This window comes from Nocardia sp. NPDC059177 (assembly GCF_042755165.1).
GTDB lineage: Bacteria > Actinomycetota > Actinomycetes > Mycobacteriales > Mycobacteriaceae > Nocardia.
The window spans coordinates 21,823-46,524 of sequence record NZ_JBHZBX010000023.1 but is presented as its reverse complement, the minus strand read 5'-3'; the positions used below and the strand labels follow the sequence as shown (position 1 = coordinate 46,524).

20 protein-coding genes are annotated in these 24,702 nt (G+C 71.0%); 3 read left to right on the top strand and 17 right to left on the bottom strand.

Annotated features, from left to right (window positions below):
* The 5 genes from hisF to ACFXK0_RS24515 form a co-directional block, all read right to left on the bottom strand.
* Window positions 1-801, bottom strand: a complete 801-nt coding sequence (gene hisF / locus ACFXK0_RS24535; protein WP_379413110.1) for an imidazole glycerol phosphate synthase subunit HisF — start codon at window positions 799-801, stop codon at window positions 1-3.
* Window positions 802-805: 4 nt separating this feature from the next.
* Window positions 806-1,627: an inositol monophosphatase family protein gene (locus tag ACFXK0_RS24530; RefSeq protein ID WP_379413108.1), complete on the bottom strand. Its 822-nt coding sequence runs from the start codon at window positions 1,625-1,627 to the stop codon at window positions 806-808.
* 8 nt (window positions 1,628-1,635) lie between these two features.
* Window positions 1,636-2,367 carry a bifunctional 1-(5-phosphoribosyl)-5-((5-phosphoribosylamino)methylideneamino)imidazole-4-carboxamide isomerase/phosphoribosylanthranilate isomerase PriA gene (priA, locus tag ACFXK0_RS24525; RefSeq protein ID WP_379413107.1) on the bottom strand — a complete coding sequence of 244 codons (732 nt, stop codon included), beginning with the start codon at window positions 2,365-2,367 and terminating at the stop codon, window positions 1,636-1,638.
* 100 nt (window positions 2,368-2,467) lie between these two features.
* Entirely contained in the window at window positions 2,468-3,061 is a 594-nt protein-coding gene (locus ACFXK0_RS24520) for a Uma2 family endonuclease (RefSeq protein WP_379413106.1), read from the bottom strand.
* A 92-nt stretch (window positions 3,062-3,153) separates the two neighbouring features.
* Entirely contained in the window at window positions 3,154-3,756 is a 603-nt protein-coding gene (locus ACFXK0_RS24515; protein ID WP_379413105.1) for a maleylpyruvate isomerase family mycothiol-dependent enzyme, read from the bottom strand.
* Between the two features lie 411 nt (window positions 3,757-4,167).
* Here ACFXK0_RS24515 and ACFXK0_RS24510 point away from each other — a divergent pair, with 411 nt between their 5' ends.
* The gene (locus ACFXK0_RS24510) at window positions 4,168-5,430 is read left to right on the top strand and encodes a DUF2786 domain-containing protein (protein WP_379413103.1); all 1,263 of its coding nucleotides are present in this window, start codon (window positions 4,168-4,170) and stop codon (window positions 5,428-5,430) included.
* 23 nt (window positions 5,431-5,453) lie between these two features.
* Here ACFXK0_RS24510 and ACFXK0_RS24505 read toward each other — a convergent pair whose 3' ends face one another.
* A complete protein-coding gene (locus ACFXK0_RS24505; RefSeq protein WP_379413101.1) occupies window positions 5,454-6,569 on the bottom strand; it encodes a hypothetical protein in 1,116 nt (371 codons plus the stop codon).
* A gap of 448 nt (window positions 6,570-7,017) precedes the next feature.
* Between ACFXK0_RS24505 and ACFXK0_RS24500 the strand changes: the two genes are divergently transcribed.
* Complete coding sequence (locus ACFXK0_RS24500) at window positions 7,018-8,547, top strand: alpha/beta hydrolase (RefSeq protein WP_379413100.1); 1,530 nt, start codon at window positions 7,018-7,020, stop codon at window positions 8,545-8,547.
* A gap of 9 nt (window positions 8,548-8,556) precedes the next feature.
* On the opposite strand, the gene hisH is transcribed toward ACFXK0_RS24500, so the two are convergent.
* The 11 genes from hisH to ACFXK0_RS24445 form a co-directional block, all read right to left on the bottom strand.
* Window positions 8,557-9,192: an imidazole glycerol phosphate synthase subunit HisH gene (hisH, locus tag ACFXK0_RS24495; protein ID WP_379413098.1), complete on the bottom strand. Its 636-nt coding sequence runs from the start codon at window positions 9,190-9,192 to the stop codon at window positions 8,557-8,559.
* Window positions 9,189-9,803 carry an imidazoleglycerol-phosphate dehydratase HisB gene (gene hisB / locus ACFXK0_RS24490; protein ID WP_379413097.1) on the bottom strand — a complete coding sequence of 205 codons (615 nt, stop codon included), beginning with the start codon at window positions 9,801-9,803 and terminating at the stop codon, window positions 9,189-9,191. The genes hisH and hisB overlap by 4 nt, the downstream gene beginning before the upstream one ends.
* An 18-nt stretch (window positions 9,804-9,821) precedes the next feature.
* Window positions 9,822-10,949, bottom strand: a complete 1,128-nt coding sequence (locus ACFXK0_RS24485; protein ID WP_379413095.1) for a histidinol-phosphate transaminase — start codon at window positions 10,947-10,949, stop codon at window positions 9,822-9,824.
* The gene (gene hisD / locus ACFXK0_RS24480) at window positions 10,946-12,283 is read right to left on the bottom strand and encodes a histidinol dehydrogenase (protein WP_379413094.1); all 1,338 of its coding nucleotides are present in this window, start codon (window positions 12,281-12,283) and stop codon (window positions 10,946-10,948) included. Before hisD ends, ACFXK0_RS24485 begins: the two co-directional genes overlap by 4 nt.
* A gap of 145 nt (window positions 12,284-12,428) precedes the next feature.
* Window positions 12,429-14,033, bottom strand: coding sequence for a serine/threonine-protein kinase (locus tag ACFXK0_RS24475; protein ID WP_379413092.1), 1,605 nt, complete (start codon window positions 14,031-14,033; stop codon window positions 12,429-12,431).
* An 88-nt stretch (window positions 14,034-14,121) separates the two neighbouring features.
* Entirely contained in the window at window positions 14,122-15,864 is a 1,743-nt protein-coding gene (locus ACFXK0_RS24470; RefSeq protein WP_379413091.1) for a penicillin-binding transpeptidase domain-containing protein, read from the bottom strand.
* 47 nt (window positions 15,865-15,911) lie between these two features.
* Window positions 15,912-18,011: an acyltransferase family protein gene (locus ACFXK0_RS24465; RefSeq protein WP_379413089.1), complete on the bottom strand. Its 2,100-nt coding sequence runs from the start codon at window positions 18,009-18,011 to the stop codon at window positions 15,912-15,914.
* Between the two features lie 130 nt (window positions 18,012-18,141).
* On the bottom strand, window positions 18,142-19,002 hold the full coding sequence (locus ACFXK0_RS24460; protein WP_379413088.1) for an arylamine N-acetyltransferase: 861 nt from the start codon (window positions 19,000-19,002) through the stop codon (window positions 18,142-18,144).
* A 65-nt stretch (window positions 19,003-19,067) separates the two neighbouring features.
* On the bottom strand, window positions 19,068-20,060 hold the full coding sequence (locus tag ACFXK0_RS24455) for an alpha/beta hydrolase family protein (protein ID WP_379413086.1): 993 nt from the start codon (window positions 20,058-20,060) through the stop codon (window positions 19,068-19,070).
* Window positions 20,061-20,247: 187 nt separating this feature from the next.
* Entirely contained in the window at window positions 20,248-21,237 is a 990-nt protein-coding gene (locus tag ACFXK0_RS24450) for a TAXI family TRAP transporter solute-binding subunit (protein ID WP_379413085.1), read from the bottom strand.
* A 50-nt stretch (window positions 21,238-21,287) separates the two neighbouring features.
* Window positions 21,288-23,375 carry a TRAP transporter permease gene (locus ACFXK0_RS24445; RefSeq protein WP_379413083.1) on the bottom strand — a complete coding sequence of 696 codons (2,088 nt, stop codon included), beginning with the start codon at window positions 23,373-23,375 and terminating at the stop codon, window positions 21,288-21,290.
* 116 nt (window positions 23,376-23,491) lie between these two features.
* Between ACFXK0_RS24445 and ACFXK0_RS24440 the strand changes: the two genes are divergently transcribed.
* Window positions 23,492-24,670: a winged helix DNA-binding domain-containing protein gene (locus ACFXK0_RS24440; protein ID WP_379413082.1), complete on the top strand. Its 1,179-nt coding sequence runs from the start codon at window positions 23,492-23,494 to the stop codon at window positions 24,668-24,670.
* Window positions 24,671-24,702: the final 32 nt, after the last annotated feature.

Sequence of the window (24,702 nt, the reverse complement as noted above, 5' to 3'; positions counted from 1 at the left end):
TCAGCGGACGGTGATACCGTCCGCTGCCATCGCGTCCTTGACCTGGCCGATGGTCAGGTCACCGAAGTGGAAGACGCTGGCGGCGAGTACCGCGTCGGCGCCGGCGTGCACGGCGGGCGGGAAGTGCTCCACCCGGCCCGCGCCGCCGGAGGCGATCACCGGCACCCGCACCGCGGCGCGCACGGCGGTGATCATCGGCAGGTCGAAACCGGCCTTGGTGCCGTCGGCGTCCATCGAGTTCAGCAGGATCTCACCGACGCCGAGTTCGGCGCCACGGATGGCCCATTCGACCGCGTCGATGCCGGTGCCGCGCTTGCCGCCGTGGGTGGTGACCTCCCAGCCGGACGGGGTGTCGGGCTGGCCGTCGGGCACGGTGCGCGCGTCGACCGAGAGCACGATGCACTGCGAGCCGAACCGCTGCGACATCTCCGAGAGCACCTCGGGGCGGGCGATGGCGGCGGTGTTCACCGACACCTTGTCCGCGCCGGCGCGCAGCAGCCGGTCGACGTCCTCGACCGTGCGCACGCCGCCACCGACGGTGAGCGGGATGAAGATCTGTTCGGCGGTGCGGGTGACCACGTCGAGCATGGTGCCGCGGTCGCCGGTGGAGGCGGTGACGTCGAGGAAGGTCAGCTCGTCGGCGCCCTGGGCGTCGTAGGTGGCGGCCAGTTCCACCGGATCGCCCGCGTCGCGCAGGTTCTGGAAGTTGACGCCCTTGACCACCCGGCCCGCGTCCACGTCCAGGCACGGGATGACGCGCACGGCCAGGGTGCTCGCGGTGGTGCTGTCCAGCGATGTCATGGTTTCAGCCTCGTTCTTCGTCGCTGACCGTACAGATCATTTCCAGCAGTTCCTCGTGCACGCCGGGTGCCGCGGCCAGCACCGAGCCCGAGGTGATCGTCCACGGGGCACCGGCCAGGTCGGTGACCACCCCGCCCGCCGCGCGCACCAGCGCCACACCCGCCGCGTTGTCCCAGGGATGATGCCCGAACACGATCGCGCCGCCGAGCACCCCGGAAGCGGTGAACGCCAGGTCGATGCCGGTGGAGCCGTGCATGCGCACCCGCGAGGACAGCCTGCTCAGCGCGCCGAGCAGGTCGAAACGGAACTGGCCGGGGATGCGGCCGGCGGAGTCGAGGTTGAAGGCGCCGAAACCGATCATGGCGTCGGCGAGTTTGCCGGGTTCCAGCCGCGGCAGCGCGACGCCGTCGAGGACCAGCGGGCCGCCCGCGACCGCGGCGTAGCGGCGGCCGAGCACCGGCAGCCAGGTCAGGCCGATGACCGGTTCGCCGTCGTGCACCAGCGCCAGCAGCGTGCCCGACATGGGGTGGCCGGAGGAGTAGTTGAAGGTGCCGTCGATCGGGTCGAGCACCCAGGCGGTGCCGGAGGTGAGCGCCGGACCGCCGAACTCCTCGCCGTGCACGGCGATGCCGGTGCGCCGGCGCAGTTCGGCGGAGATGGTGCGTTCCAGTTCCAGATCGAGTTCGGTGGCGAAATCGTTGCGGCCCTTGGTGACCGCGCTCGGCGCACCGACTCCTTCGACGAAACGCGGGACGGTCGCGTCCAGTACCTGGGTGGCGACCGACAGCAGATCGGTGAGTTCGGCGGTGTTCGGCGCGGTGCTCATCGGTGGCGTCAGCGCACCGCGGCCAGGGCTTCGGGCAGGGTGAACCGGCCCGCGTACAGCGCCTTGCCGATGATCGCGCCCTCCACGCCGTCCTCGGCCAGGCCGGCGATGGCGACCAGGTCGTCGAGCACCGAGATGCCACCCGAGGCGACGACCGGCGCGTCGGCGGCGTTGGCGACCTCGCTCAGCAGTTCGAGGTTGGGGCCGGTCAGTGTGCCGTCCTTGGAGACGTCGGTGACGACGTAGCGCGCGCAGCCGTCGCGTTCGAGACGTTCGAGAACCTCCCACAGGTCACCGCCGTCGGTCACCCAGCCGCGACCCCGCAGCCGCCATTCGCCGTCGATCTGCTTGACGTCGAGCCCGACCGCGATCCGGTCGCCGTACTCGCCGAGTACCTTGGCGCACCACTGCGGGTTCTCGATCGCCGCGGTGCCGATATTGACCCGCGCGCACCCGGTGGCCAGCGCCGCTTTCAGCGAGTCGTCGTCGCGGATCCCGCCGGACAGCTCGACCTTGACATCGAGTTCGCCGACGACCTGCGCGATCAGCTCACGATTGCTGCCCTTGCCGAAGGCCGCGTCCAGGTCGACCAGGTGCACCCACTCGGCACCGGCCTGCTGCCATGCCAGCGCCGCGTCCCGGGGCGACCCGTAGCTGGTTTCGCTACCGGCCTCCCCCTGCACGAGGCGCACGGCCTCCCCATTGGCGACATCGACGGCGGGCAACAGCACAAGACTCACGTGATCAGACTAGTGGGTCCGCGCCCGTGATCGACGTACCGGTCCGTGCGGATGCGGCCAGTGTCACTCGAGACTCGATCGGGACAGCCGCTTCTTCGGTTCACCAGGTGACTTCGGGTACCACGAGATCGATCGGAAACGGCCGGTCCACCCGCAGCCGGGTGCGGTGCACACCAGTCGGTGCGTACCCACCTTCCGGCAGCAATTCAAAGGTGTACACAACCATGGCTCCCCGCTCGTTCTCCACCCGCCAGAAATGCCGGATACCCGCCCGCGCGTACTGCGCGGGACGCAAGGTGCGGTCCTTGGTCTTGGTGCGCGGGGAGACGATCTCGACCGCGAGCGCGACGTCTTCCGGAGCGAAGTACAGCGAGTCGGCATGCACTGCCGCGCGCGCCACGGCCAGCACATCCGGTTCCGGCACCGTGTGCCCGAGATCGATCCCCTTCTCTGTCGTGATGACGAAATCGCGTGGTGCAACGCCGCGCAACGCGAATTTCAGCACGTCCATCGCCTCGTCGTGCCACTGGGTGGCTGGGGCCATCATCACAACTTCACCGTCGAGCAACTCGAAGGGCGCATCGACAACTTCTATCAGCCGTGGAATGTCGGCAGCGGTGAACCCCTCGAGTGGCGGGGTAGGCAACATCACCATGCGCCCGTGGATTGGCTCGAGGGGATGGGCGGCGGTCATGGTTTCAGGGTACCGCTCGCGACCGACGCCGCCCGGCGATCCAGGCTTCTGCCGGCCCGAGCGAGCCTGATCGACCGAGGCTGCCGATCCGGTCAGGCTGAGCGGCGGCGGAGTTCGGGGACTCCGTCGCCGGTGAGTTCGTCGAGCACTACTGCGCGCCCGACCATGGCCAGGGCGAGGGCCTCGCCGGGCCCGCGGATCTCCGGACCGTCACCGGCCGACCAGTCGACGTCGGTGGCGACGAACCGCAGACCCTTGGTGCGCCTGCCGGGGAAGGCGAAGGGGTCGGGGTGGGAAAGAACCGCGGTGAGCCGGTCGGCCGGGATGGTGCGGGGCAGGCCGAGCGGGCGGCGGATGTCCTGCTGGTGGACCAGCAGGTCGGCCAGCATGAGGCGCGGGGAGTACTTCGACAGGCGACCGGCGCGGTGCGCGAAACTGTCGACCAGCTCGGCGGTGGACTGCGCGGCGAAGGACGCGGCGAGGGCGTTGTTGATCCGGTCGACATTGCCACGGTGCTGGATCGCGGCCCGGAGATAGGCCGGCGGGCCGAGGGTATCGGTGAGCAGATGCCCGACGACCTCCCGCACCCGCCACCCCGCACACAGCGATTCAGTGTCCCACTGCGCGTCGGTCAGCCCGCGCAGCAACTCGATCATCTCCGCGCGTTCCGCGGCCAGCATCCCCCGATAGCTCATGGAGCCACTCTAAGCATCGATCCCACCGTAGGACACCCCTTCGCCACCGATATCTTTCCACGCCAACGCAATCCGCGCGCGCGATGACATGCGGACCAGGGCCGTCGATCCGACCGTGAGCGCCACCACGCTGCCGCGCCATGGTCGCGCCAACCGATTCACACGCGGGCGACAGTTGGTTGCCGGCCGCCGCGGGAAACCAGACGGCTCCCGTGCGCGCGGTCATCCGGCCGTGTCACAGGATCGGACCCACCATCCCGCGCACCGCACGTGATTGCTCGACGAAGGCAGGCACGGCGCTGCGTTACCCGGACCGACGGTCACCGCGCGACCGAGGGACCGCCTGATCCGCCGCGGTCACGCCACCGGGACAATGGTCGCCGAGACCGATCGCGGAGGAGGGCCCCGACCGTGGGCAAGCAGAATCGCCGCCGGCGCACCGGCCGCAAACCGGTGCCGTGGCCCGCGCTGGACGCGGCGGCCGTCGCCGGTGACCCCGCCCGGATCGCCGAGGCTGTCGCGACCGCCGCACTGGCGACCGCCCAGGGCGACAAGACCAGTGTGCGCCGCTTCGTCGACGAGCTCGCGGGTCCGGGTTCGCTCACCGCCGAGGTGGCCGAGGGCACGGCGCGGGCGGGCCGTCGGCTGATCGCGCACGCCTTCGACGCCGGCTGGTTGCCGATGGACGTCCACCAGGCCGCCCGCCGCCGTGTCGACGAGTTCGCCCTCGGCTATCTGACCGATCTGATGGCCGAGCACCGCGCGCCCTTCGCCCCCGACACCGTCGACGAGATCTGGCAGAACCAGCTCGATGCCCTGGCGGCCACCGTCTGGTGGTCCCCCGACCGCCCCCACCCCGGCCAGTGGGCCGACCGCGCGCTGCTGTCGGGCAGCGAGGCACTGGATTCGATCGTCGCGGCGCTGGCCCTGCTGCTCCAGCTCCCCCGGCTGGAGCCGATCTGCCCGCTGCCCGGCACCCCGGCACGTCCCGTCGCCCACGAGCACGTGGACGACAAGACCCTGGGCCGGGTCCGCGGCCTGCTCGCGAAGGCCGAGTCGACCTCCTTCGCCGAGGAGGCCGAGGCCCTGTCCGCCAAGGCCCAGGAACTGATGACCAATTACGCCATCGACCGCGCGATCCTCGCCCACCACACCACCGGCCCGCCCCTGCCCACCGCCCGCCGCCTCTGGCTCGACACCCCCTACACCGACGCCAAAGCTCTCCTGGTCGACCAGGTCACCCGCGCCAACCGCGCCCGCGCCGTCTTCGCCGCCGACTGGGGTTTCGTCACCATCATCGGCGACGACCCAGACCTCGACGCCGTCGAAATCCTGTCCACCTCCCTGCTGGTCCAGGCCACCCGCACCATGATCGACACCCCCACCCCCACCCCCACCGCCGATTCCCGCACCCGCGCCTACCGCAAGGCCTTCCTCACCGCCTACGCCACCCGCATCGGCGCCCGCCTGGCCACCGCGACCACCACCACCGTCGCCGACTCCCCCGACCCCACCACCCTCCTCCCCATCCTCACCTCCCACGCCCACCGCGTCGACCAGGCAGTCACCACCTACTTCCCCACCACCCACACCCGAGGCATCACCCTCCGCTCCGCCGAGGGCTGGCACGCGGGCACCGAAGCCGCCGACCGCGCCCACCTCGACCAGCCATGAACCCCCTGCCGCCGCAGCCGGTCTCACTCGTGTGCGATCACCTCGATCTGACCGCTGTCCCTGTTGGTCACATAGAGCAGGTGGCGCACCGGATCCACGGCCATGCCGTAGGTTGTCGAGCCGTACGGAGTCGTTCGGGTGATCCCCGAGTACCGTGCGGCGGTGACCGCGCGGGTGCGTGTGTCGATCATCGTCACGACGTCGAACACCCCGCCGGAGAGGTACACGGTGTGCGCAACCGGGTCGACGACTGCCGCGAAAGCGCTCCCCCGCACTCCCAATGACACGCTGTCCATCCCGGTGCGGGTCACGGTATCGATGAGCGAGACCCAGTTCTGTTCCGGGTGAGTCACGAAAGCCGTCCGCGTTTGCGGGTCGATGGCGATGTACTTCGGATCGCCGGCGAGCTGGACGGTCGTGCTCACGGTGTGGTTGTCCGCGTCGATGACAGAAGCACCCGCCTCGCTGACGACCCACAGATGATGGGTGTCCGGATCGATCGCCAATCCGCGGGGAGAACCGTCCACCGGAATCGTCGCGACAGTGGCACGGGTGACGGTATCCACGACCGTGACGGTCCGGGAGAACCGATTGGCGACGTAGAGGGTGTGCCGCAAGGCGTCCACGACGACCGCGACCGGGTCTCCGTCCACTTCGATGATCGCCGTGACCGATTCGGTGTCCGGATCGATGACCAGCACCTGACCTGCGGAGCTGCCACCCACCAGATAGACGAGGTGGGTATCGGTGTCGACCGCGATCGACTGAGGCCCCGCGGGGAAGACCTGACCCACCGGAATGTCACCGCTGTGCGTGTGCGTCCGGGTATCGATCACCGAGACCGACTGCCCGTTCGCGCCTTCCCCATCCCGCGCGACGAAGGCTTTGCCCGCTTCGGGGTCGATCGCGATGCTGGTGGGACTTTCGCCCACCGCCACGGTCGCCTCGACCCGGTACGGCCCCGGCCCGAAGTCGGATCCGCCGACCGTGGCGGGATCGGTGGTCGTCGGGGCCGCGACGGTGGTCGACGACAGCGCAGCAGGCGTGGCGACCGGCGCCGATGCGGCACAACCGGATACGGCGATCACCGTCGCCACCGCGAGAGTCGTTCCAGCGAAAAGCCTTCTCTTCGAACGCATGTGCCAAAACTAGTCGATCGGCTGACGCCGCTACCACTGCTGATCGTGGACAGCCCGCCCGGCGAGGCGACGACGATATCCGCGCAGGCGGCGAGTGTAGACCTTCCGGACTTACGCCCACGATGGTCGAGCAGCTACGTCGGCACCGGCTGCCGAAACCCGCGCCGACCCGCCACTTCCCACCGGTACGCCGGTAGACCCACACCTGCGCGGCAGGTCGCGTGCGTGGAAGTGCTGTTGTCGCCGATCGCCGCGTACGGGCTGCTGGATGGGCCCGCGAGCTGAACGGCAGGGCGGCCCGAGCAGCTCTGGGGCCCTACCCCGATATCGATCGGGGCGAATTCAGGGGGTGGCTCCGTCGAACGGGGGACGACACCGTTGCCCCGGTGGCACGAGGATGACACGCATGGTCGGTCCGAAATCCCTTGTGTGTGGTGTTCTCATCGCGGTGGCACCGGTAGTCGGCGGGTGTGTCGCCACGGAGGACAGTCGTTCGGCGGCCGCCGAGCTGGTGGCGCAGGTCGATGCGGTGCCGACGCCGCGGATCGACTGGGGGCCGTGCGCGCCGGTGATCGACGGGAAGGAATGCGCCACGGTGCCGGTGCCGCTGGACTACGCGCGGCCGGACGGGCCGCGCATCGAACTCGCGGTGGTGCGCCAGCGCGCGAGCGATCCGGCGCACCGTGTCGGTACCTTGTTCACCGCGGTGGGTGGGCCGGGCGGGTCGGGTGTCGAGTGGGCGGCGCGCGGCGAGCTGTTTTCCGGTGAGCTGAGCAGGCGGTTCGATGTGGTCACCTTCGATCAGCGCGGGGTCGGACGCAGTGCGGGGGTCCGGTGCTTTCCGGATACCGGTGCCCAGCAGGACTTCTGGCGTACCTTGGCGCTGCCACCGGTCGATGCCGAGCAGGAGCGGGCCACCGAGGACGCCGGCAGGCGACTCGCGGCCGGGTGCGACCGCCAGGACGGCGCGCTCATCGCCCATCTGACCACCGTGGACGCGGCCCGCGACCTCGAGCTGCTCCGCCGGGCGATCGGTGACCCGGAACTGACCTATGAAGGCGCGTCCTACGCCAGCTATCTGGGCGCCGTCTACGGTGCACTGTTCCCCGATCGTGTTCGCGCACTGCAACTTTCCGCATTGATCGACCCCGCGACCTACACCACCGACACCCTTTCGAGCATCGAGGCGACCGCAGCGGGCACCGAGGAAGTGTTCAGCGAATTCCTGCGCCTGTGCGCGGAAGCCGGCCCGTCGCACTGCGCGTTCGGCGCGCCCGGATCGTCCACGGCGCAGCTGCGGTCCCGCGACACCGCGCTGCTCGACCGGGCGCGAACGGCGGCGATCCCGGTCGGGTCGGGTGCCGACACCGTCGCGGTGACCTACAGCGAACTCGTCCAGGCACACGCCCTGCTGCTCTACGACCCGGTCCAGGGCTGGCCGGGGCTCGCCACGCTGCTGGCCGAACTCGAACGAGGCCCGGCCGGGAATCCCACGGTGGTGCGGGAAATCCTGACCGCGCTCGCGCCGACCGGCGATCTCCTCGACTCGTTCGTCGCCATTTCCTGCGCGGACAATTCCTTCACCGAACCACCACAGCGGTGGCCGGGGCTGGCGGCCGAATCCGCCCGGACCGCACCACTTTTCGGCCCGTTCTGGCTCTATCTACGACAGCCGTGCGCCGCCTGGCCCGACCCCGCCGACGGCTATCCCCAGCGCTACACCGGCCCCTGGACCCAGCGCACCGAAGTCCCCGCGCTCCTGCTGAACAACCGCTTCGACCCGGCCACCCCGCTGACCGGCGCGCAACGCGCGGCCGACGCGCTGGGCACCGCACGGCTGGTGGTGGTCACCGACGGCTACGGCCACGAACCGGTCGGCGCCTGCGTCACCGAGCTGCGCACGCGCTATCTGATCGACCTGCGACTCCCGGCCCCGGGCACGACCTGCACGAACGACAGGCCGCCGTTCACCGGATGACGTGGTGCGCTACAGCGACCCGATCCAGTTGCGCAGCAGCTGGGCGCCCGCGTCGCCGGACTTCTCCGGGTGGAACTGGGTGGCCGAGAGCGGTCCGTTCTCGACGGCGGCGAGGAACGGCACACCGTGTTCGGACCAGGTGAGTTTCGGCGGGGCGAGGTGTTCGTTGCCGGGGAGTTCCCACTGCTGGGCGGCGTAGGAGTGGACGAAGTAGAAGCGGGTGTCGGCGTCCATGCCGGCGAACAGGGTGCTGTCGGCGGGGGCCTTGACGGTGTTCCAGCCCATGTGCGGGAGGACGGGGGCGTCCAGGCCGGCGACGGTGCCTGGCCATTCGCCGCAGCCTTCGGTCTCGACGCCGAATTCGACGCCGCGGTCGAACAGGATCTGCATGCCGACGCAGATGCCGAGCACCGGCCTGCCACCGGCCAGGCGCTGGCCGATCAGCCGTTCACCGCGCACCGCGCGCAGCCCGGCCATGCACGCCGCGAACGCGCCGACACCGGGCACGACCAGGCCGTCGGCGGCCAGCGCAGCCTGCGGATCGGCGGTGACCTCCACCTGCGCGCCCGCCCGCACCAGCGCGCGCTCGGCGGAGTGCAGGTTGCCGGAACCGTAGTCGAGCAGGACGACGGATTTCTTGCTCACAGCACGCCTTTCGTGGACGGCACACCGCTGACCCGCGGATCGATCTCGACGGCGGCACGCAGGGCGCGCGCGACCGCCTTGAACTCGGCCTCGGTGATGTGGTGCTGGTCGCGGCCGTAGAGCACGCGCACGTGCAGCGCGATCCTGGCGTTCTGCGCGATCGACTCGAAGACGTGCTTGTTGAGCACCGTCGAGTAGGACGCGCCGGGGCCCGCGCTGGGAATGATGGTATGCACCAGGTGTTCCGGTTCGCCGGTGAACACGCAGTACGGCCGGCCGGAGACGTCGACCGCGGCGTGCGCGAGGGTCTCGTCCATCGGGATGAAGGCGTCGCCGAAGCGGCGGATGCCCTTCTTGTCACCGAGCGCTTGGCCCAGGGCCTGGCCGAACACGATGGCGGTGTCCTCGACGGTGTGGTGGGCCTCGATCTCGATATCGCCCTCGGCCCGCACGACCAGGTCGAACCCGGCGTGCGCGCCGAGCGCGGTCAGCATGTGGTCATAGAACGGGACACCGGTGGCGATCTCGGTCTGCCCGCTGCCGTCGAGGTTCAGCTCGACGAGGATGCTGGATTCCTTGGTGACGCGCTCCACCCGCGCTGTTCTGCTCATATCGGTTGCCTCCAGCGGTCAGTGGGTGAGGTCGGTGCCGGCGATATCGCGGCTCACGCGCAGGAATTCGTCGTTCTCCGCGGCGAGCCCGATGGTGGCGCGCAGGTAGCCGGGGATGCCGACATCGCGGATGAGGACCCCGGCGTCGAGGTAGTGCTGCCAGGCCGCCGCGGCGTCGGTGAACCGGCCGAACAGGATGAAGTTGGCGTCGCTGGGGATCACTGCGAAACCCTGCTCGGTGAGCGCGGTGGCGACCCGGTCACGCTGGGCCGCCAATTCGGCGACGCTGCCGAGGGTTTCACCGGCGTGGCGCAGTGCGGCGCGCGCGGCGGCCTGGGTGACCACCGACAGGTGATACGGCAGCCGGACCAGCAGGATCGCGTCGATCACGGCGGGTGAGGCGGCCAGATAGCCGAGGCGACCGCCCGCGAAGGCGAAGGCCTTGCTCATGGTGCGGGTGACCACGAGCTTGGTCGGGAACCGGTCGATGAGGGTGATCGCGCTCGGCGCGGCCGAGAACTCGCCGTAGGCCTCGTCCACCACGACGATGCCGGGCGCGGCCGTGAGCACCCGTTCGAGCTCGTCGATCGGGATGCTGTGACCGGTCGGGTTGTTCGGGCTGGTCACGAACACCACGTCGGGGCGGCGTTCGCTGATCTGGGCGACGGCGTAGTCGATGTCGAGGGAGAAGTCCCCGCTGCGCTTGGCCTCGATCCACTCGGTGTCGATGCCCTCGGAGATGATCGGGTGCATCGAGTAGGAGGGCACGAAACCCAGCGCGCTGCGGCCTGGTCCGCCGAAGGCCTGCAGCAGTTGCTGCAGGATCTCGTTGGAGCCGTTGGCCGCCCACACATTGGCGGTGTCGACGGGGACGCCGGTCTGGCGGGTCAGGTACGCGGCCAGATCCGCGCGCAGGGCGACCGCGTCACGATCCGGGTAGCGGTGCAGGTCGGCGGCTGCCGCGCGCACCGATTCGGCGACGTCGTCGATGAGCGCCTTGCTCGGCGGGTGCGGGTTCTCGTTGGTGTTGAGCTGCACCGGCACGGTCAATTGCGGTGCGCCATAGGGCGATTTGCCGCGCAGGTTGTCGCGCAGGGGCAGCTGGTCGAGGGTCGCGGCGGCGCCGGGCACGGTGGGTGTGGTCACGACAGTGCCTCGAAACGCGCCTGCACGGCCTGGCCGTGGGCGGGCAGGTCTTCGGCGTTGGCCAGGGCGACGACGTGCCCGGCGACATCTTTCAGCGCCGCCTCGGTGTACTCCACGATGTGGATGCCACGCAGGAAGGTCTGCACGCTCAGGCCCGAGGAGTGCCGCGCGCAGCCCGCGGTGGGCAGCACGTGGTTGGAGCCGGCGCAGTAGTCGCCCAGGCTGACCGGCGCCCACGGGCCGACGAAGATCGCGCCCGCGCTGCGCACCCGCGCGGCGACGGCGGCCGCGTCGACGGTCTGGATCTCGAGGTGTTCGGCGGCGTAGGCGTCGACCACGCGCAGACCCTGGGCGATGTCGTCGACGAGGACGATCCCGGACTGCTTGCCGCTCAGCGCTTCCCGCACGCGGGCATCGTGCTTGACCACGGCGAGCTGGGCGTTCAGCGCAGCGTCGACCGCGTCGGCCAGCGCGACGGAGTCGGTGACCAGCACGCTGGCGGCGAGCACATCGTGCTCGGCCTGGCTGATCAGGTCGGCGGCCACGTGCACCGGGTCGGCGGTGGCGTCGGCGAGCACGGCGATCTCGGTGGGGCCCGCCTCGGCGTCGATGCCGACCAGGCCACGGCACAACCGCTTGGCCGCGGTGACATAGATATTGCCCGGTCCGGTGATCAGGTCGACCGGTTCCAGCGCGGCGCCGTCGGTGTCGGTGCCGCCGTAGGACAGCAGCGCCACGGCCTGCGCACCACCGACCGCCCACACCTCGTCGACGCCGAGCAGCGCGGCGGCGGCCAGGATGGTCGGGTGCGGCAGACCGCCGAACTGGGCCTGCGGCGGCGAGGCAACCACCAGCGAGTCCACGCCCGCGGCCTGCGCCGGGACGACATTCATCACGACCGAGGACGGGTAGACCGCATTACCGCCGGGCACATACAGCCCGACCCGCTCGACCGGCACCCACTTCTCGGTGACGGTGCCGCCCGGCACCACCTCGGTGACGGTGTCGGTGCGGCGCTGATCGGCGTGCACCTTCCTGGTCCGCTCGATCGCGACCTCGAGCGCGGCGCGCACGGCCGGATCCAGCTCGTCGAGCGCCTTGGCCAGCTCGGCGGCGGGCACCCGCACGACCGCCGGGCGCACGCCGTCGAACTTCTCGCTGTAGTCGAGCGCGGCCGCGGCGCCCCGGTCGCGGATGTCCTCGACGACCGGCCGCACATGATGCAGCACCGAGTCCACGTCGACTCCTCCACGCGGCAGCGCGGTGCGCAGCTCGGCAGCGGAAGGAGTACGACCGCGCAGATCGACGCGGGCGAGCTCGATGCGGGAAGTCATATCGGGGTGCAGTCCTGTCTGTGCTCGGTCAGGTCGGTTACCAGCCTAATGGTCCCCCACGACAGGTTTTCCGGCACATCCCCGCGCGAACGGAAAAGCCGGTCCCGGCACTGGGCCCGGGACCGGCTTCGGTGGTACGGCGGGGTCAGCGGGTGTTGCCGTCGATCTGCAGACGACCGCCGGAGTTCACCACCCGCATGACCATGTTGGACCTGGTCTGACCGTCGATGGTGATACTGGCCAGCTGCATGTCGGTCGAGCCGTCGGCATTGTTGCCGCTGACCGCGGTGATGCTGGTGAAGGTGTTGATGATGCGCCCGTCCCAGTACTCGCGGAAGGCGGTCTCGCTGCCGTAGAGCTTCTGCGCGGCGGGAGTGAGCAGCGACCAGGAACCGGCCGGGTCGCTGTAGAAGTCCTCCACCAGCCGACCGGCCGAACCGATGTCGACGGTGCCGACATTGGTCGTCTGCCCGAGCGGGGCCGCCGCCGGGGTCTTGCTCGCCGACGGATCGGCGGCCTGCACCGAGGTCGACGGGTTCGCCTGGATCTGCGGCGAGTCGCTATCGGAGCTGCTCATGGCGCTGACAGCGACGGCGACCGCGGCGATCACCGCGCCGATGCCGGAACCGATGAGCACCGCACGACCCTTGCCCGCCTGCTTGCGCGGCACCGGCGCGGGCTGCGCCTGGGTCGGCGGGTGCGCGGCGGTATCCATCCGCGGCTGCTGCGGATGCGGGTTGGAGCGGATCTGGCGGGTGGTCGCGGTGGACGCGCCCGCATGCGAGGCCCGGCGGCCCGACTGGCGGATGACCTGGGTCGCCGCCGCGGAGTTGTGACGGCCGTAGGCCTCGCTGGCCGGGACGAACCCGGCGGACACGGTGTCCTCGTCGGCGAACGCGGCCAGCGCGGCGCGCGACTCGGACATGGTCGGCCGGTCCAGCGGGTCGGGGTTGAGCAGGTCGAGCAGGAAATCGGTGGCCGGGCCCGCGTTGCGCGGCTCGCGCACCTGCCCGTTGGCCGCGGCGTAGAGCACGGCGAGCGGGTTGGCGTTGGCGCCGTAGGGCGGCTCGCCCTCCAGCGCGTGGAAAAGCGTTGCGCCCAGGGCGAAGACGTCGGCGGCCGGGGTCGGATCGGCGCCGCGGGCGACCTCGGGGGCCAGGTAGGCGGCGGTGCCGCAGATCAGGCCGGTCTCGGTGAGGGTGACGTCACCGGTGGCGCGGGAGATGCCGAAGTCGGTGATCTTCACCTCACCGTGCTCGCCGAGCAGGATGTTGCCGGGCTTCACGTCGCGGTGCACCAGACCCGCCTGGTGGGCGGCGATGAGCGCGGAGGCGACCTGTTCGCCGATGCGGGCGACCTCGGCCAGCGGCAGCGGACCCTTCTGGCCCAGTTCGGCCGCCAGGCTGACCGACTTGAGGTACTCCATCACCAGGCACGGGTCACCGTTGTGCTCGGTGATGTCGAACACCACGATGGCGTTGGGATGCTGGAAGCGTGCCGCGTTGCGGGCTTCCCGAATCGCGCGCTGGCGCAAGACATCCCGTTCGCCCTCGGGCAAACTGGGTTTGATGTGGATCTGCTTCACAGCCACGGAGCGTTGGAGGCGTTCGTCGACAGCACGCCATACAACGCCTGTGCCGCCGCTACCAATACGCTCGACCAGGCGGTAATGCTCCGCGATCTTCTGACCGGTATCGATGGCGCCTACTCCGAACCTTCTCGAAATTGTGACATCCCGCGTATTGACCATGGATATGGCCCGCCGACGAGTGTAGCTGGCCGTGGGACGACCGCGTGCGGCAGCGGGGGGATTGCCCGCCCGCAGCACGTGACATAGATCATCGTTTCACACGAAGCATCCTGCCCGCTGCCTCGACCGCCGGTCCTGAGCTGCCCGCGTCGGCGACGAAGACCGCGAAGGCCAGGTCGCCGTCGATCCCGACGAACCAGGCGTGCGCGTGCTGGTCGTCGAGGTATTCGGCGGTCCCGGTCTTGCCGAGCAGGCCGGTGATGTCGCGCAGCGCGGTGGCGGTCCCCGCGCGCACGGTCTCGGCCATCATGGCCGCTATCTGCGATGTCACCGCCGCGGGGACCGGCGGCGCCTGCCGATCCGGGGTCCCCGGCCGCCCGCGCACCAGGGCGGGGGCGGGTGCCGATCCGTGCGCGAGGGCCGCGGCGACGAGCGCCATGCCGAACGGCGAGGCGGTCACCGCGCCCTGGCCGATGCTCGCCTCGACCTGCTGGGCGGGATTCTGCGCGGGGGGAACCTTCCCTGTGACAGTCGTCAACCCGGGTGTCACATAGTCCACCCCGAGTCCCAGCTGCGCGGCCGCCGCGGTCAGCCCGTCGGCGGGCAGGCGCACACCGAGCTCGGCCATGGTGGTGTTGCAGGAGCGGGCGAACGCGGTGTGCAGGGGCACCGCGCCGAGGTCGAAGCCGTTGTCGTTGGGAATGGTGCGGCCCTCGATGGTCGCGCGGCCCGGGCACGGCAGCACCGAGTCGGCGGTCACTCCCCCGGCTTGCAGCGCGGCCGAGACGGTGACCGTCTTGAAGGTCGATCCGGGCGGGTAGAGGCCGGTGAGCGCGATCGCGCCCTGGTCGTCGGCGGGATCGTTCTGCGCGACGGCCAGCACCTCGCCGGTCGAGGGGCGCAGGGCGACGATCGCGGCGGCGGTGGTGAGCGGGGTGAGTGCGTCCTCGGCGGCGTGCTGCAGGTCGATGTCGAGGGTGGTGGCGATATCGGTGGTCGGGGCCGGGTCGGGGCCCGCGATGCGCTGGGTGCCCGCGGCGGTCGTCGCGCGCACCGCCCAGCCCGCGGCGTCGTCGGCCTGCTGCTGCCAGAGCTCGGCCAGGCCGGACAGGGTGGGGCCGCCCAGCGACTTGTCGACGGTGAGCAGCCGGGTCTGCGGCGCCAGGGTCACCCCGCGCAGGCCGGTCAGTTCCTGCTGGATCGGGGCGATGTCGGTCTCGCGCAGGGTGACGGCGGTGATCGTTTTGCCTTGCGCGGCAGCCAGATCCGCGCGCAGGCCGGCCTCGGTGACGCCGTGCCGGTCGAGCAGCGCGGCGAGGGCGGGCAGGTCGGCGTCCGGGGCGGCCTGGACCAGGGTCACCACCTGCTCGGTCATCAGGTCACCGCCTGCGGCGTCGAGCACGCGGGCCGGATCCGGTGGGACCGGGCTGTAGGACAGCGGGCCGAGTTCGAGGCCGGGCGCGACGGTCTCGGGCCGCCAGGCGATCTTCCAGCCGTCGGTGTCGGTGGCGGTTCCGGTGCTGGTGTAAGTCCACACGTCGCGGTCGCCGGGGCCGAACTTCCAGGTGGATTCCAGGGTGAAGGTGTTGTCGTCGGTGCCGGTGACCCGGACCGAGTCGTGGTGACCGAGGTTCTCGAACAGCGTGGTCAGCACGGGCGCGGCCTGTGCCGGCGCGTCGGTGAGCGCTGCGGCGGCGGTCGCGTCGCCGCTGGTGAGCGCGGCGGCGAAGGCCGCGGCGACGGTGTCGGGTTGATCGGGGCCGGTGCTACAGGCGACCGGCAGCAGCGCGAGCGCGAGGAGCAGGACCGGGGTCTCGCGGGTGAGGCGCACGCGACCGAGGGTATCCGCCCGCTCGGGCGCACGCGGGGATCTCGCGGCTACCACCAGCCGGTGATGCCGCCGATCTGCCTGCCCAGCTCGGGGGCGAGGGTGCGCGCGTAGCTGGCGGTCAGGTGGTGTTCGTCGCGATAGATGAGCACATTGCCCTCGACCACCCGGCAGCGCTGCGGACGGCAGACGGCGTCGGAGAGGTCGAGCAGGTACACGTTCGGGTAGCCGGCGGCCGGTTCGGCAGCGGGGTCGACGGTGTCGAGGGCGTCGGTGCGTTCCATGCCGCAGCTGTCGGCGTCGCCGCGGTGCGCGAGGCAGTCGGTGGCGCGATAGAAGACGCCGTCGCGGTTCAGCCGCGGCGTGTCCCGCAGGGCCAGCACATTGAGTCCGCGGTCCTGCAGCGCCGACCACGCCTCCAGGTATTCGACGGGCACCTCGTCGCCCCCACCGGACTGGCGGTAGCGGGTCGACAGGGTGAGCACCCAGTCCGGCGGCTCGGCGGCCAGCCGGTCGAGCACCTCGACGGTCCACGCGTGGCATTCGGGGAACGGGTACTCGGCATAGGACGGCTGGTCGGACAGCACGATCGGGCACCCCTCCTTGAGGTAGGAGACGACCCGGAACCCGTGTTCGGTGCCGAGCAGCTCCAACGCGGGCAGCCAGTGCTCGGAATGCGAGCCGCCCACCAGCGCGATCGAGCGGGTGGCGGTGGGATCGCCGTAGGTACAGACCCGCACTTCCCGATCGGGGGTGATGCAGCCGTCGGTGGTCGGTGACGGGGTGTCGACCGAGCCTTCGAACACGGTGGGCCGCATCGGCTCCGGCGCATAGTCCGCACCGGAGAGCAGGGCGGACGCGCCGGGATAGCGCTGCGCGTCGAGCACTCCCGGCGGCACGGCCGGATTGGCGCTCAGCACCACCTGCCAGCCGAGCGTGGCGGCCAGCACGCCGACCGCGAGCACGCCGACCAGCCCACCGGCGACCCGGTTGTCCGCGGTGGCGACACGGTTGTCCGAAGTAGCGACCCGGCCCGCCGAGGGCATCCGCAGCGGCGTCTCGACCAGTCGGGTGGTGGCGTAGGCGAGCACCAGCGAGACCCCGATGACGATCAGCCCGTCGACCAGTCCGGCGTGCGGGCGCCCGGTCTCGGCCAGATAGAAGATCAGGATCGGCCAGTGCCACAGGTACAGCGGGTAGGCCACCGCGCCCAGCTCGGTACAGACCCGCCCGCCCAGCGCCCGGCTCGGCCACGAGCTCGCCCCGCCGGGCCCGAAGCCGGCGGCGATCACCAGGCAGGCCGCGCCCACCGGCCACAGCGCGGCGACGCCGGGGAACTGGTTGGCGCCGTCGAAAAGCGGGCCGCACGACAGCACCATGGCCAGCCCGGCCAGGGCGAACAGGCCGCGCAGCCGCGCCGGGATCCGCAGGTAGGGCGCGGCGACGGCAAGGGCGGCGCCGGCGAGCAGTTCCCAGGCCCGCGCGAAGCTGTCGTAGTAGGTCCAGGCCTGGTGCGTGGCCGACCCGGCGGCGGCGTACCAGAACGAGAGCAGCCCGATCCCGGTCAGCGTCAGCAGCAGGACGGGCCGGCCGGCGGCACCGCGCCTGCGCAGCCACGCCCAGCCGGCCAGCAGCGCGACGATCACCACGTAGAACTGGCCCTGCACCGACATCGACCACAGATGCTGCAGTGGGCTCACCGACGGGTCGGGCGCCAGATAGTCGAGCTCGGCGCCGGCCAGATACCAGTTCTGGCCGTAGAACATCGAGGCCAGTGTCTGCGCCGCGGTCTCCCCGAACTGGGTGTAGGGCCGCAGCGCGATGGTGGCCAGCACGATCGCGGCCAGCACCACCACCAGCGAGGGCATCAGCCGGCGCACGGTTCGCCGGGCGGTCGCGGTGACCGTGACGACGCCGCGGCGTTCCACCCCGCGCACCACCGCGCCGGTGAAGAAGAAGCCCGACAGCACCAGGAACACGTCGACGCCGCCGGAGACCCGGCCCATCCACACGTGGAAGGCCACTACCAGCGCGATCGCGACACCGCGCAGGCCGTCGAGATCGTCGCGCCGCTCGGTGGCGACACCGGTCGACCCGGAACGGACCGCCGAATCCCGCTGAATCGGCACCACGGACGGAAGCTTCGGCACGCCACGACCCCACTGTTTCGGACCCCACAGCCAACATCGGGGTTGTTTCCCGGCAAGTAACCATCAATTTGCCGTAGCGACACGCGGGAAGCAAACCGCCGGGCCGTGCGGGGCGTACCCGATGCGGGGCCTAGTTCACTCGCCAGGGTGTGGCGGACAGCGCGGTCGTGTCGGCCTCGTCGAGGTCGATATCGAAGACCTCGGCCAGGACTTTCGGCAGCTCACCGGGCTCGAGCTCGCGCGAGTGGGCGGTGCCGTCGGGGTATTCGGTGGTGAGGGTGAGGTCGTCGAGCACGTGGTGGGCGTCGGGCCGGAACCGCTGCACGAACGGGCGGCGGGTGAACGGCGAGTGTGGGGAGGTCGACACGAAATGGTTGCCGACGGCGTAGTCGATGCCGTATTGCGGGACAAGGTTGAACACGTAGCGGTCCTGCCAGCCGTCGCGGGCGAACTGGTGCAGCACCCACAGGTCGGTGCCGAGCTCGCCGGTGCGGCGTTCGAGCCGGAAGCGCCACTGTCCGAGCCGGAACTCGCCGGACGTCTCGGTGAGTTCGAAGGGGGCGAGCGGGCCGAAGCCGAAGCCGACGTCGCAGATCCAGACGCGGTCGTCGGTGCCGGTGCTCACCCGCACCAGCGCGTGCGTGGCGGGCCGGACGACGCCGGTGTCGAGGGTGCCCATGGTGACCCGGCCGCTGAGCCGGGTGACACCGAAGCCGAGCTGTTCGAGTACGGCCGCGAAGACGGTGACGTTCTCGTAGCAGTACCCGCCGCGGCGGCGCCGGACCAGTTTGTCCTGCAGGGTGGGCAGGTCGAGCGGGATTCCGCGACCGAGCAGGATCTCGAGGTTCTCGAAGGGGATGGTCGTGGTGTGCGCCGCGACCAGGGCGTGCAGGGTGTCGACGGTCGGGGTGCGTGGCCCGTCGTAGCCGATCCTGGCCAGGTAGCCGTCCAGATCCAGGTCATCGTGCTGCCGGTGGCCCGGTTCGGTCATCGTGTCCTCGCTTCCGCCGTGGTCGTCCCCCGCCACAACGCGCCGGATCGCCGTGGTGTTCCGGTTCAGGCGGCGCACTTCGCGGCGGGTGGTGCGGGCGGCGCGGTGACCACGCCCGACGCGACATCGACGAGATAGTCGCTGATCGGCGGGGCGAGCGGTTCGGTGCCGGCGAGCAGGCGCAGCACCACGCAGCCGCCTTCGAACAGCGCGGGCCCCACATCGTGATTGCCCGGCACCACGGCGCCGTCGAGGCCACGCCCGCTGACGACGGTGTAGAAGGAGAACGGTTTGCCCGCCGCGGTGAGCGCGGCCCGCAGTTCCACGCTGGTCGCGAAGGGGACGACGGTGTCGGCGGTGCCGTGGACGATGAACGCGCGGCGCATGCTCATCCGCCCGGCCAGCAGCGCGGGTGACCGGTCGACGTAGGCGAGCGGGCACACCAGCGGTGTGCACCCGCCCGCGTCGCGTTCGATCTGTGCGGGCAGCGCGGCGTTCACCGAGCCGCTCGCGGCCCACATGCTGAAATCGTCGGCGGGTCCGTAGTTGTCCACCCAGTAGTCGAACAGCCCGGCCGGTCCGTGCGCGACCGCGAGCCCGCTGATGATGCCGCCCTGGCTCCAGCCCCACAGCACCGTCGACGTGATCGCCCGATGCTCGCCGCGATACCACTGGGTCGCGGCGACCACATCGCGCCAGCCCGCCCACAGATTCCACTCCCCGGTCCGCCACGGACCCTGCGCGCTGCGCAGATCCATGAGCAGGATCGGCGAACCACCCGCCTGCGCGAGCGACGCCATATAGGGCGCGAAATCGGCCGATGACCCGCCGTGCCCGTGCACCGCGACGACCAGCTGAGTCGCCGGAAGATCGCCCGGCACACACCGATACGGCTCGTACACCCGCCCGGTCGCCGGCTCACCGTCGACGGTGATGGCGACCGGGTTCAGCGTGACACCGGCCGTGCACTCCGGTTCCGCGCGCGCAGCCGGCCCCAGCGCGAACACCGTGCCGAACATCAACGCGCACACCGCGACCACACTGCCGACTCGCTGCATTCCGCGATTGTCCGCCACCGGCTCGACGCCGTCCAGCATCGTCGTGGCGGCCAGGTCGGCAGGACCCCCGAGCCCGCCCGGTTCTGGCCGTTGCCCAGTCGGAGACAGTCGGCATGCCGGTGGAACGCGCGCGGTGATCGCCACGCGCGGCCGGGTGCCGTCACCGGTGGGCGCCTTCGGCAGGCACTCAGCCCAGCGCGACCTCCGACCCGCGATGTAGCAGTACCGGCGCGGTCTTGCTCGCGGTCTCCGGGTCGATTCCCTCGGCGGCCGGATTCGCCTGTTGCAGTTGGGGTTTGCGGTCCAGCAGGGTCTTGGTGAGCACGCAGGCCAGGTCGGCGTCGAGGTCGTCGCGGACAATGAGCAGGTTGGGCACGACCACGGTCGGCACGTCGGCGGCGAGGCCGTAGGTGGCGGCCGGGATGGCGCCTGCCTCGTAGACCGGGTTGATCTCCTTCAGCTTCGGCAGCACGCCGGTGATGTCGAGGAAGCGGACCTTGTCCCCGGCCGTGGTGAACAGGTCGGTGATGCCCGGGGTGGGCAGGCCGCCGGACCAGAACATGGCGTCGATGGAACCTTCTTTGAGCCCGTCGACGGTCTTGGTGAGATTCAGGCGCTGGGCGGAGACATCGCTGTCCGGGTTCAGGCCCGCCGCCTGCAGGACGCGCTGGGCGATCACCTCGGTGCCCGATTTCGGCGACCCGGTGGAGACCCGCTTGCCCCGCAGATCCGCCAGCGAGTCGATGCCGGCGTCGCTGCGCACGATGACCTGGGTGTAGTTGTTGTAGAGCCGGGCCAGCGCACGCACCGGCTGAGCGCTGGTGAAGCTGCCGGTGCCCTGCACCGCGTCGGCCGCGGAATCGGCCAGCGAGAAGCCGACCTGATAGCTCCCGCCGACGACCTGCTGGATGTTCTGCACCGACGCGCCGGTCTCGGCCGCGGTGGCCTTCACGACCCCGTTCGTCGCGTTCGACACCTGCTCGGCGTAGGCGTTGCCGAGGGCGAAGTAGACCCCGGTCGCGTTGCCGGTGGCGATGCCGATCCTGGTGTCCTGCCGCACCTCGCAGGTCACCGCGCCGCCCGAGTCGGCGGTCGGGGTGTCCTGCCGGCCGCCGCATCCGGTGAGCAGTGCCGCGGCGGCGGTCACCGCGACCGCGACGACAACAGTTCTGACCATGGTGTCCCCTCTCGTCGACGGCGTGTTCGCCGCCTGCTGGAATCCGCCGATCACGGTGTGCCCGTGGCTGTTCGGCGACCGCGTGCCCGATCGATCACCCCGGCGAGCACCGCGCCCACCAGTAGTCCGAGCCCGATCGCGGTGGCGAGCGGCGCCGGGTACAGCAGCGTCAGTCCCGCCGCGGCGGCCAGTACGCGCGCCGCGGTGCCGACCGCGCCGACCCCGAACAGCCAGCCACCGGTCGCCACCGCGAGCGCCGCGACGCCCAGGCAGGCGGCCGCGCTCACCCACAGCACATCGAGCACCGGGCCACGGCCGAGCAGATGCTGACCGGAATCGGTGAGCACGAACATCAACGGCACCAGAAACGCGGGCAGCGCGTAGCGCAGGGCCTGCCACATGGTGGGCATGGCCTTGGCGCCGGTCACCGCGGCCGCGCCGACCGCGGCCAGCGCGGTCGGCGGGGTCACCTCCGAGAGCACCGAGAAGTAGAAGACGAACATCGCCGCGGCGGGCGCCGCCACGCCCAGCTCCAGCAGCGCGGGCCCGATGATCACCCAGCCGATGACGAACGACGCCGTCACCGGCACCGCCAGCCCCAGCAGCGACAGCGCGATCGCCGCCAGCACCGCGGTGGTCGCCAGCACCACCGCCGGATTGTCCGACAGCACCGAACCGGCCCGCACCAGCAGCGCGGCCAGCTGTGCGCCGAGCCCGGTCTTGGTCGTCATCGCGGTGATCACGCCGGCCGCGGCGCACACCGCGACCACCGGCAGCGCCGCGCGCATCCCCACCGACAGCGCACGCAACGCGTCGAGCGCGAACCGGCCCGCGACCCGCGCCGATCCGGGCCGCGCGCCGGGCTCGGTCCGTTCGCGCGCCCGCGAGAGCCGGTCGGGGATCGCGAGCAGCAGCGCGAGCACGGTGGCGTAGACGACCGCGCGGGTCGCGCTCATCCCCGTCAGCAGCAGCACCACGATGACGATCAGTGAGGAGAAGTGATAACCGAAGCGCCCCAGCAGTTTCCACCACGGCGTGGGCAGCGGCGCGTCGGCGAGGTCGGCGGGTGCGCGGCCCTCGGCATGGATGCGGCGGGCGTCGATCTCGACCGCGAGCAGAATGCCGAGGTAGTAGAGCAGGGTCGGGATCAGTGCCCAGCCGAGCACGGTCACATACGACACGTCCAGGTATTCGGCGACGATGAAGGCCGCCACACCCAGCGTCGGCGGCGACAGGATGGCGCCGACGCCCGCGGCGGCGAGCATGCCGCCTGCCTGTTCGGGCCGGTAGCCGGCGCGGCGCAGGATCGGCCAGGTGACCGCGCCGGTGCTGACCGCGGTCGCGGTACCCGAACCGGAGACGGTGCCGAGCAGGAAGCCCGAGGCGACCGCGGTGCGCCCGGCCGCGCTGCGTGAACGGCGGAACAGCGAGACCGACAGATCGACGAAGAACCGTGCGGCGCCGGAGAATTCGAGCACCGCGCCGTAGAGGGTGAACAGGACGATATAGCTGGCGGCCACGTCGAGCGGGGTGCCGTAGAAGCCGCTGCCGGAGTTGTAGAGCGCGTCCACGATCTGGTCGACGTCGAGTCCGGCGTGCGCGATGGCCCAGTGCTGCGGCAGCAGACCGCCGTAGTAACCGTAGGCGAGGAACACCAGGCACACGATCGGCAGGATCACCCCGGTGGTGCGCCGGCAGGCCTCGAGCACGAGCACCAGCAGCAACCCGCCCATCACCACATCCAGGGGCGCGAGCAGGCCCTGGCGGTCGAGGAAGGCGTCGTAGCCGCCCCCGGCGGCGCCGATCGTCAGCGGCAGCACCGGGTACAGGCAGACCACCAGGGTGAGCGCGGCCAGCACCCAGTCCAGGACGGCGGGCCGGTCGGCGCGATCGAGTGGGCCCCACCAGGATCGGTAGCTCAGATACACCAGCGGCAGCGCGACCGCGAGGAAGATCACCAGGTAGTACTGGCTGCCCTGCGACAGCGGCCGGAACACCTGCCACACGGAGAGCAGGGCCAGCGCGAGCGCGACGACGCCGACCAGGCGGGCGGGGAAGCCGGTGAGCGCCCGGGCGGGGCGCTCCTCGTCGTCGACGCCCAGGTCCGCCGTGGTCACGACCGGTGGCGCTGAGCTCATGTGCGGACGATAGCAACGGGATTCGCGCGTCGGAGCGAAAACGACGACCGGGCGTTCTGCACAAAATGGACAGTATGCGCGGGGTTGTTGTCGGTGCCCGCGCCTACGATCCGCCCATGCCTTCGATCGATATCGCGCAGCGCCGGGCCCGCCTGGCGACCAGGCACCGGCTCGCACCGTCGACCCGCTCCACCGACCCACTGGCGATCACGCGATCGCTGGTGGTGCTGCACGCCACCGACCCGGCGACGATGTATCTGTCGGTCGGTGCGCGCAGTATCGGCCTCACCCCCGCCGACATGGAACGCGCGCTCTACGACGACCGCGCGCTGGTGCGGCTGCTCGCCATGCGCCGCACCATGTTCGTCGCGCCCACCGAGCTGGTGCCGGTCCTGCAGTCCTCGACCTGTGACGCGCTGGCCCACAAGCAGCGCCGCAACTACAGCCGGCTGATCGAACAGGCCGGTGTCGTCGACGGCGATGTCGCGGCGTGGCTGGCCGAGGTCGAGTCCGCGACGCACGCGGCCCTGCTCACCCGTGGCGCGGCGACCGGCGCCCAGCTCAGCAAGGACGTGCCGCGCCTGCGCACCCAGATCGACACCGCGCCCGGCAAGTCCTATTCCAAGCCGACCAACATCACCACCTGGGTGCTGGTGGTGCTCGGTGCCGAAGGGCGGATCGTGCGCGGCCGCCCGAACGGCAGCTGGACCAGCAGCCAGTACACCTGGGTACCCGCGGAAACCTGGCTGCCCCAGCCGGTTTCGCCGATTCCGGTCGCCGAGGCCAGGGCCGAGCTGGTGCGGCAGTGGCTCTACGCCTTCGGCCCGGCCCCGATCACCGATATCAAGTGGTGGACGGGCTGGACGCTCGGCGAGGTCCGCAAGGCGCTGGCCGAGCTCGATATCGTGGAGGTCGACCTCGACGGCACCCCGGCCGTGCTGCTGGCCGACGATCTCGACCCGGTGCCCGAACCCGAGCCGTGGGCCGCGCTGCTGCCCGCCCTGGACCCCACGCCGATGGGCTGGCAGTCCCGGGACTGGTTCCTCGGCCCGCACGCGCCCGCCCTGTTCGATCGCAACGGCAATATCGGACCGACCATCTGGGCCGACGGCCGGATCGTCGGCGGCTGGGCGCAGCGGGCCGACGGGGAGATCGTCACCCGCCTGCTCGACGATGTCGGCCGCGAGACCCGCGCGCTCGTCGACGCCGAAACCGAGCGCACCGCGGCCTGGTTCGGTGCGGTGCGGGCCATCCCCCGCTTCCGGACTCCGCTGCAACGCGAACTCACCGAGTGAGTGTCGCGGGGTGCCTGCCCCGGGGCGATGAC

Bases quoted from the DNA above. Each gene is read 5' to 3' on its own strand.
- hisF (WP_379413110.1), bottom strand. From the start codon at position 801: ATGACATCGCTGGACAGCACCACCGCGAGCACCCTGGCCGTGCGCGTC.
- ACFXK0_RS24530 (WP_379413108.1), bottom strand. From the start codon at position 1,627: ATGAGCACCGCGCCGAACACCGCCGAACTCACCGATCTGCTGTCGGTC.
- ACFXK0_RS24520 (WP_379413106.1), bottom strand. From the start codon at position 3,061: ATGACCGCCGCCCATCCCCTCGAGCCAATCCACGGGCGCATGGTGATG.
- ACFXK0_RS24515 (WP_379413105.1), bottom strand. From the start codon at position 3,756: ATGAGCTATCGGGGGATGCTGGCCGCGGAACGCGCGGAGATGATCGAG.
- ACFXK0_RS24505 (WP_379413101.1), bottom strand. From the start codon at position 6,569: ATGCGTTCGAAGAGAAGGCTTTTCGCTGGAACGACTCTCGCGGTGGCG.
- hisB (WP_379413097.1), bottom strand. From the start codon at position 9,803: ATGAGCAGAACAGCGCGGGTGGAGCGCGTCACCAAGGAATCCAGCATC.
- hisD (WP_379413094.1), bottom strand. From the start codon at position 12,283: ATGACTTCCCGCATCGAGCTCGCCCGCGTCGATCTGCGCGGTCGTACT.
- ACFXK0_RS24475 (WP_379413092.1), bottom strand. From the start codon at position 14,033: ATGGTCAATACGCGGGATGTCACAATTTCGAGAAGGTTCGGAGTAGGC.
- ACFXK0_RS24460 (WP_379413088.1), bottom strand. From the start codon at position 19,002: ATGACCGAACCGGGCCACCGGCAGCACGATGACCTGGATCTGGACGGC.
- ACFXK0_RS24455 (WP_379413086.1), bottom strand. From the start codon at position 20,060: ATGCAGCGAGTCGGCAGTGTGGTCGCGGTGTGCGCGTTGATGTTCGGC.
- ACFXK0_RS24450 (WP_379413085.1), bottom strand. From the start codon at position 21,237: ATGGTCAGAACTGTTGTCGTCGCGGTCGCGGTGACCGCCGCCGCGGCA.
- ACFXK0_RS24445 (WP_379413083.1), bottom strand. From the start codon at position 23,375: ATGAGCTCAGCGCCACCGGTCGTGACCACGGCGGACCTGGGCGTCGAC.
- ACFXK0_RS24440 (WP_379413082.1), top strand. From the start codon at position 23,492: ATGCCTTCGATCGATATCGCGCAGCGCCGGGCCCGCCTGGCGACCAGG.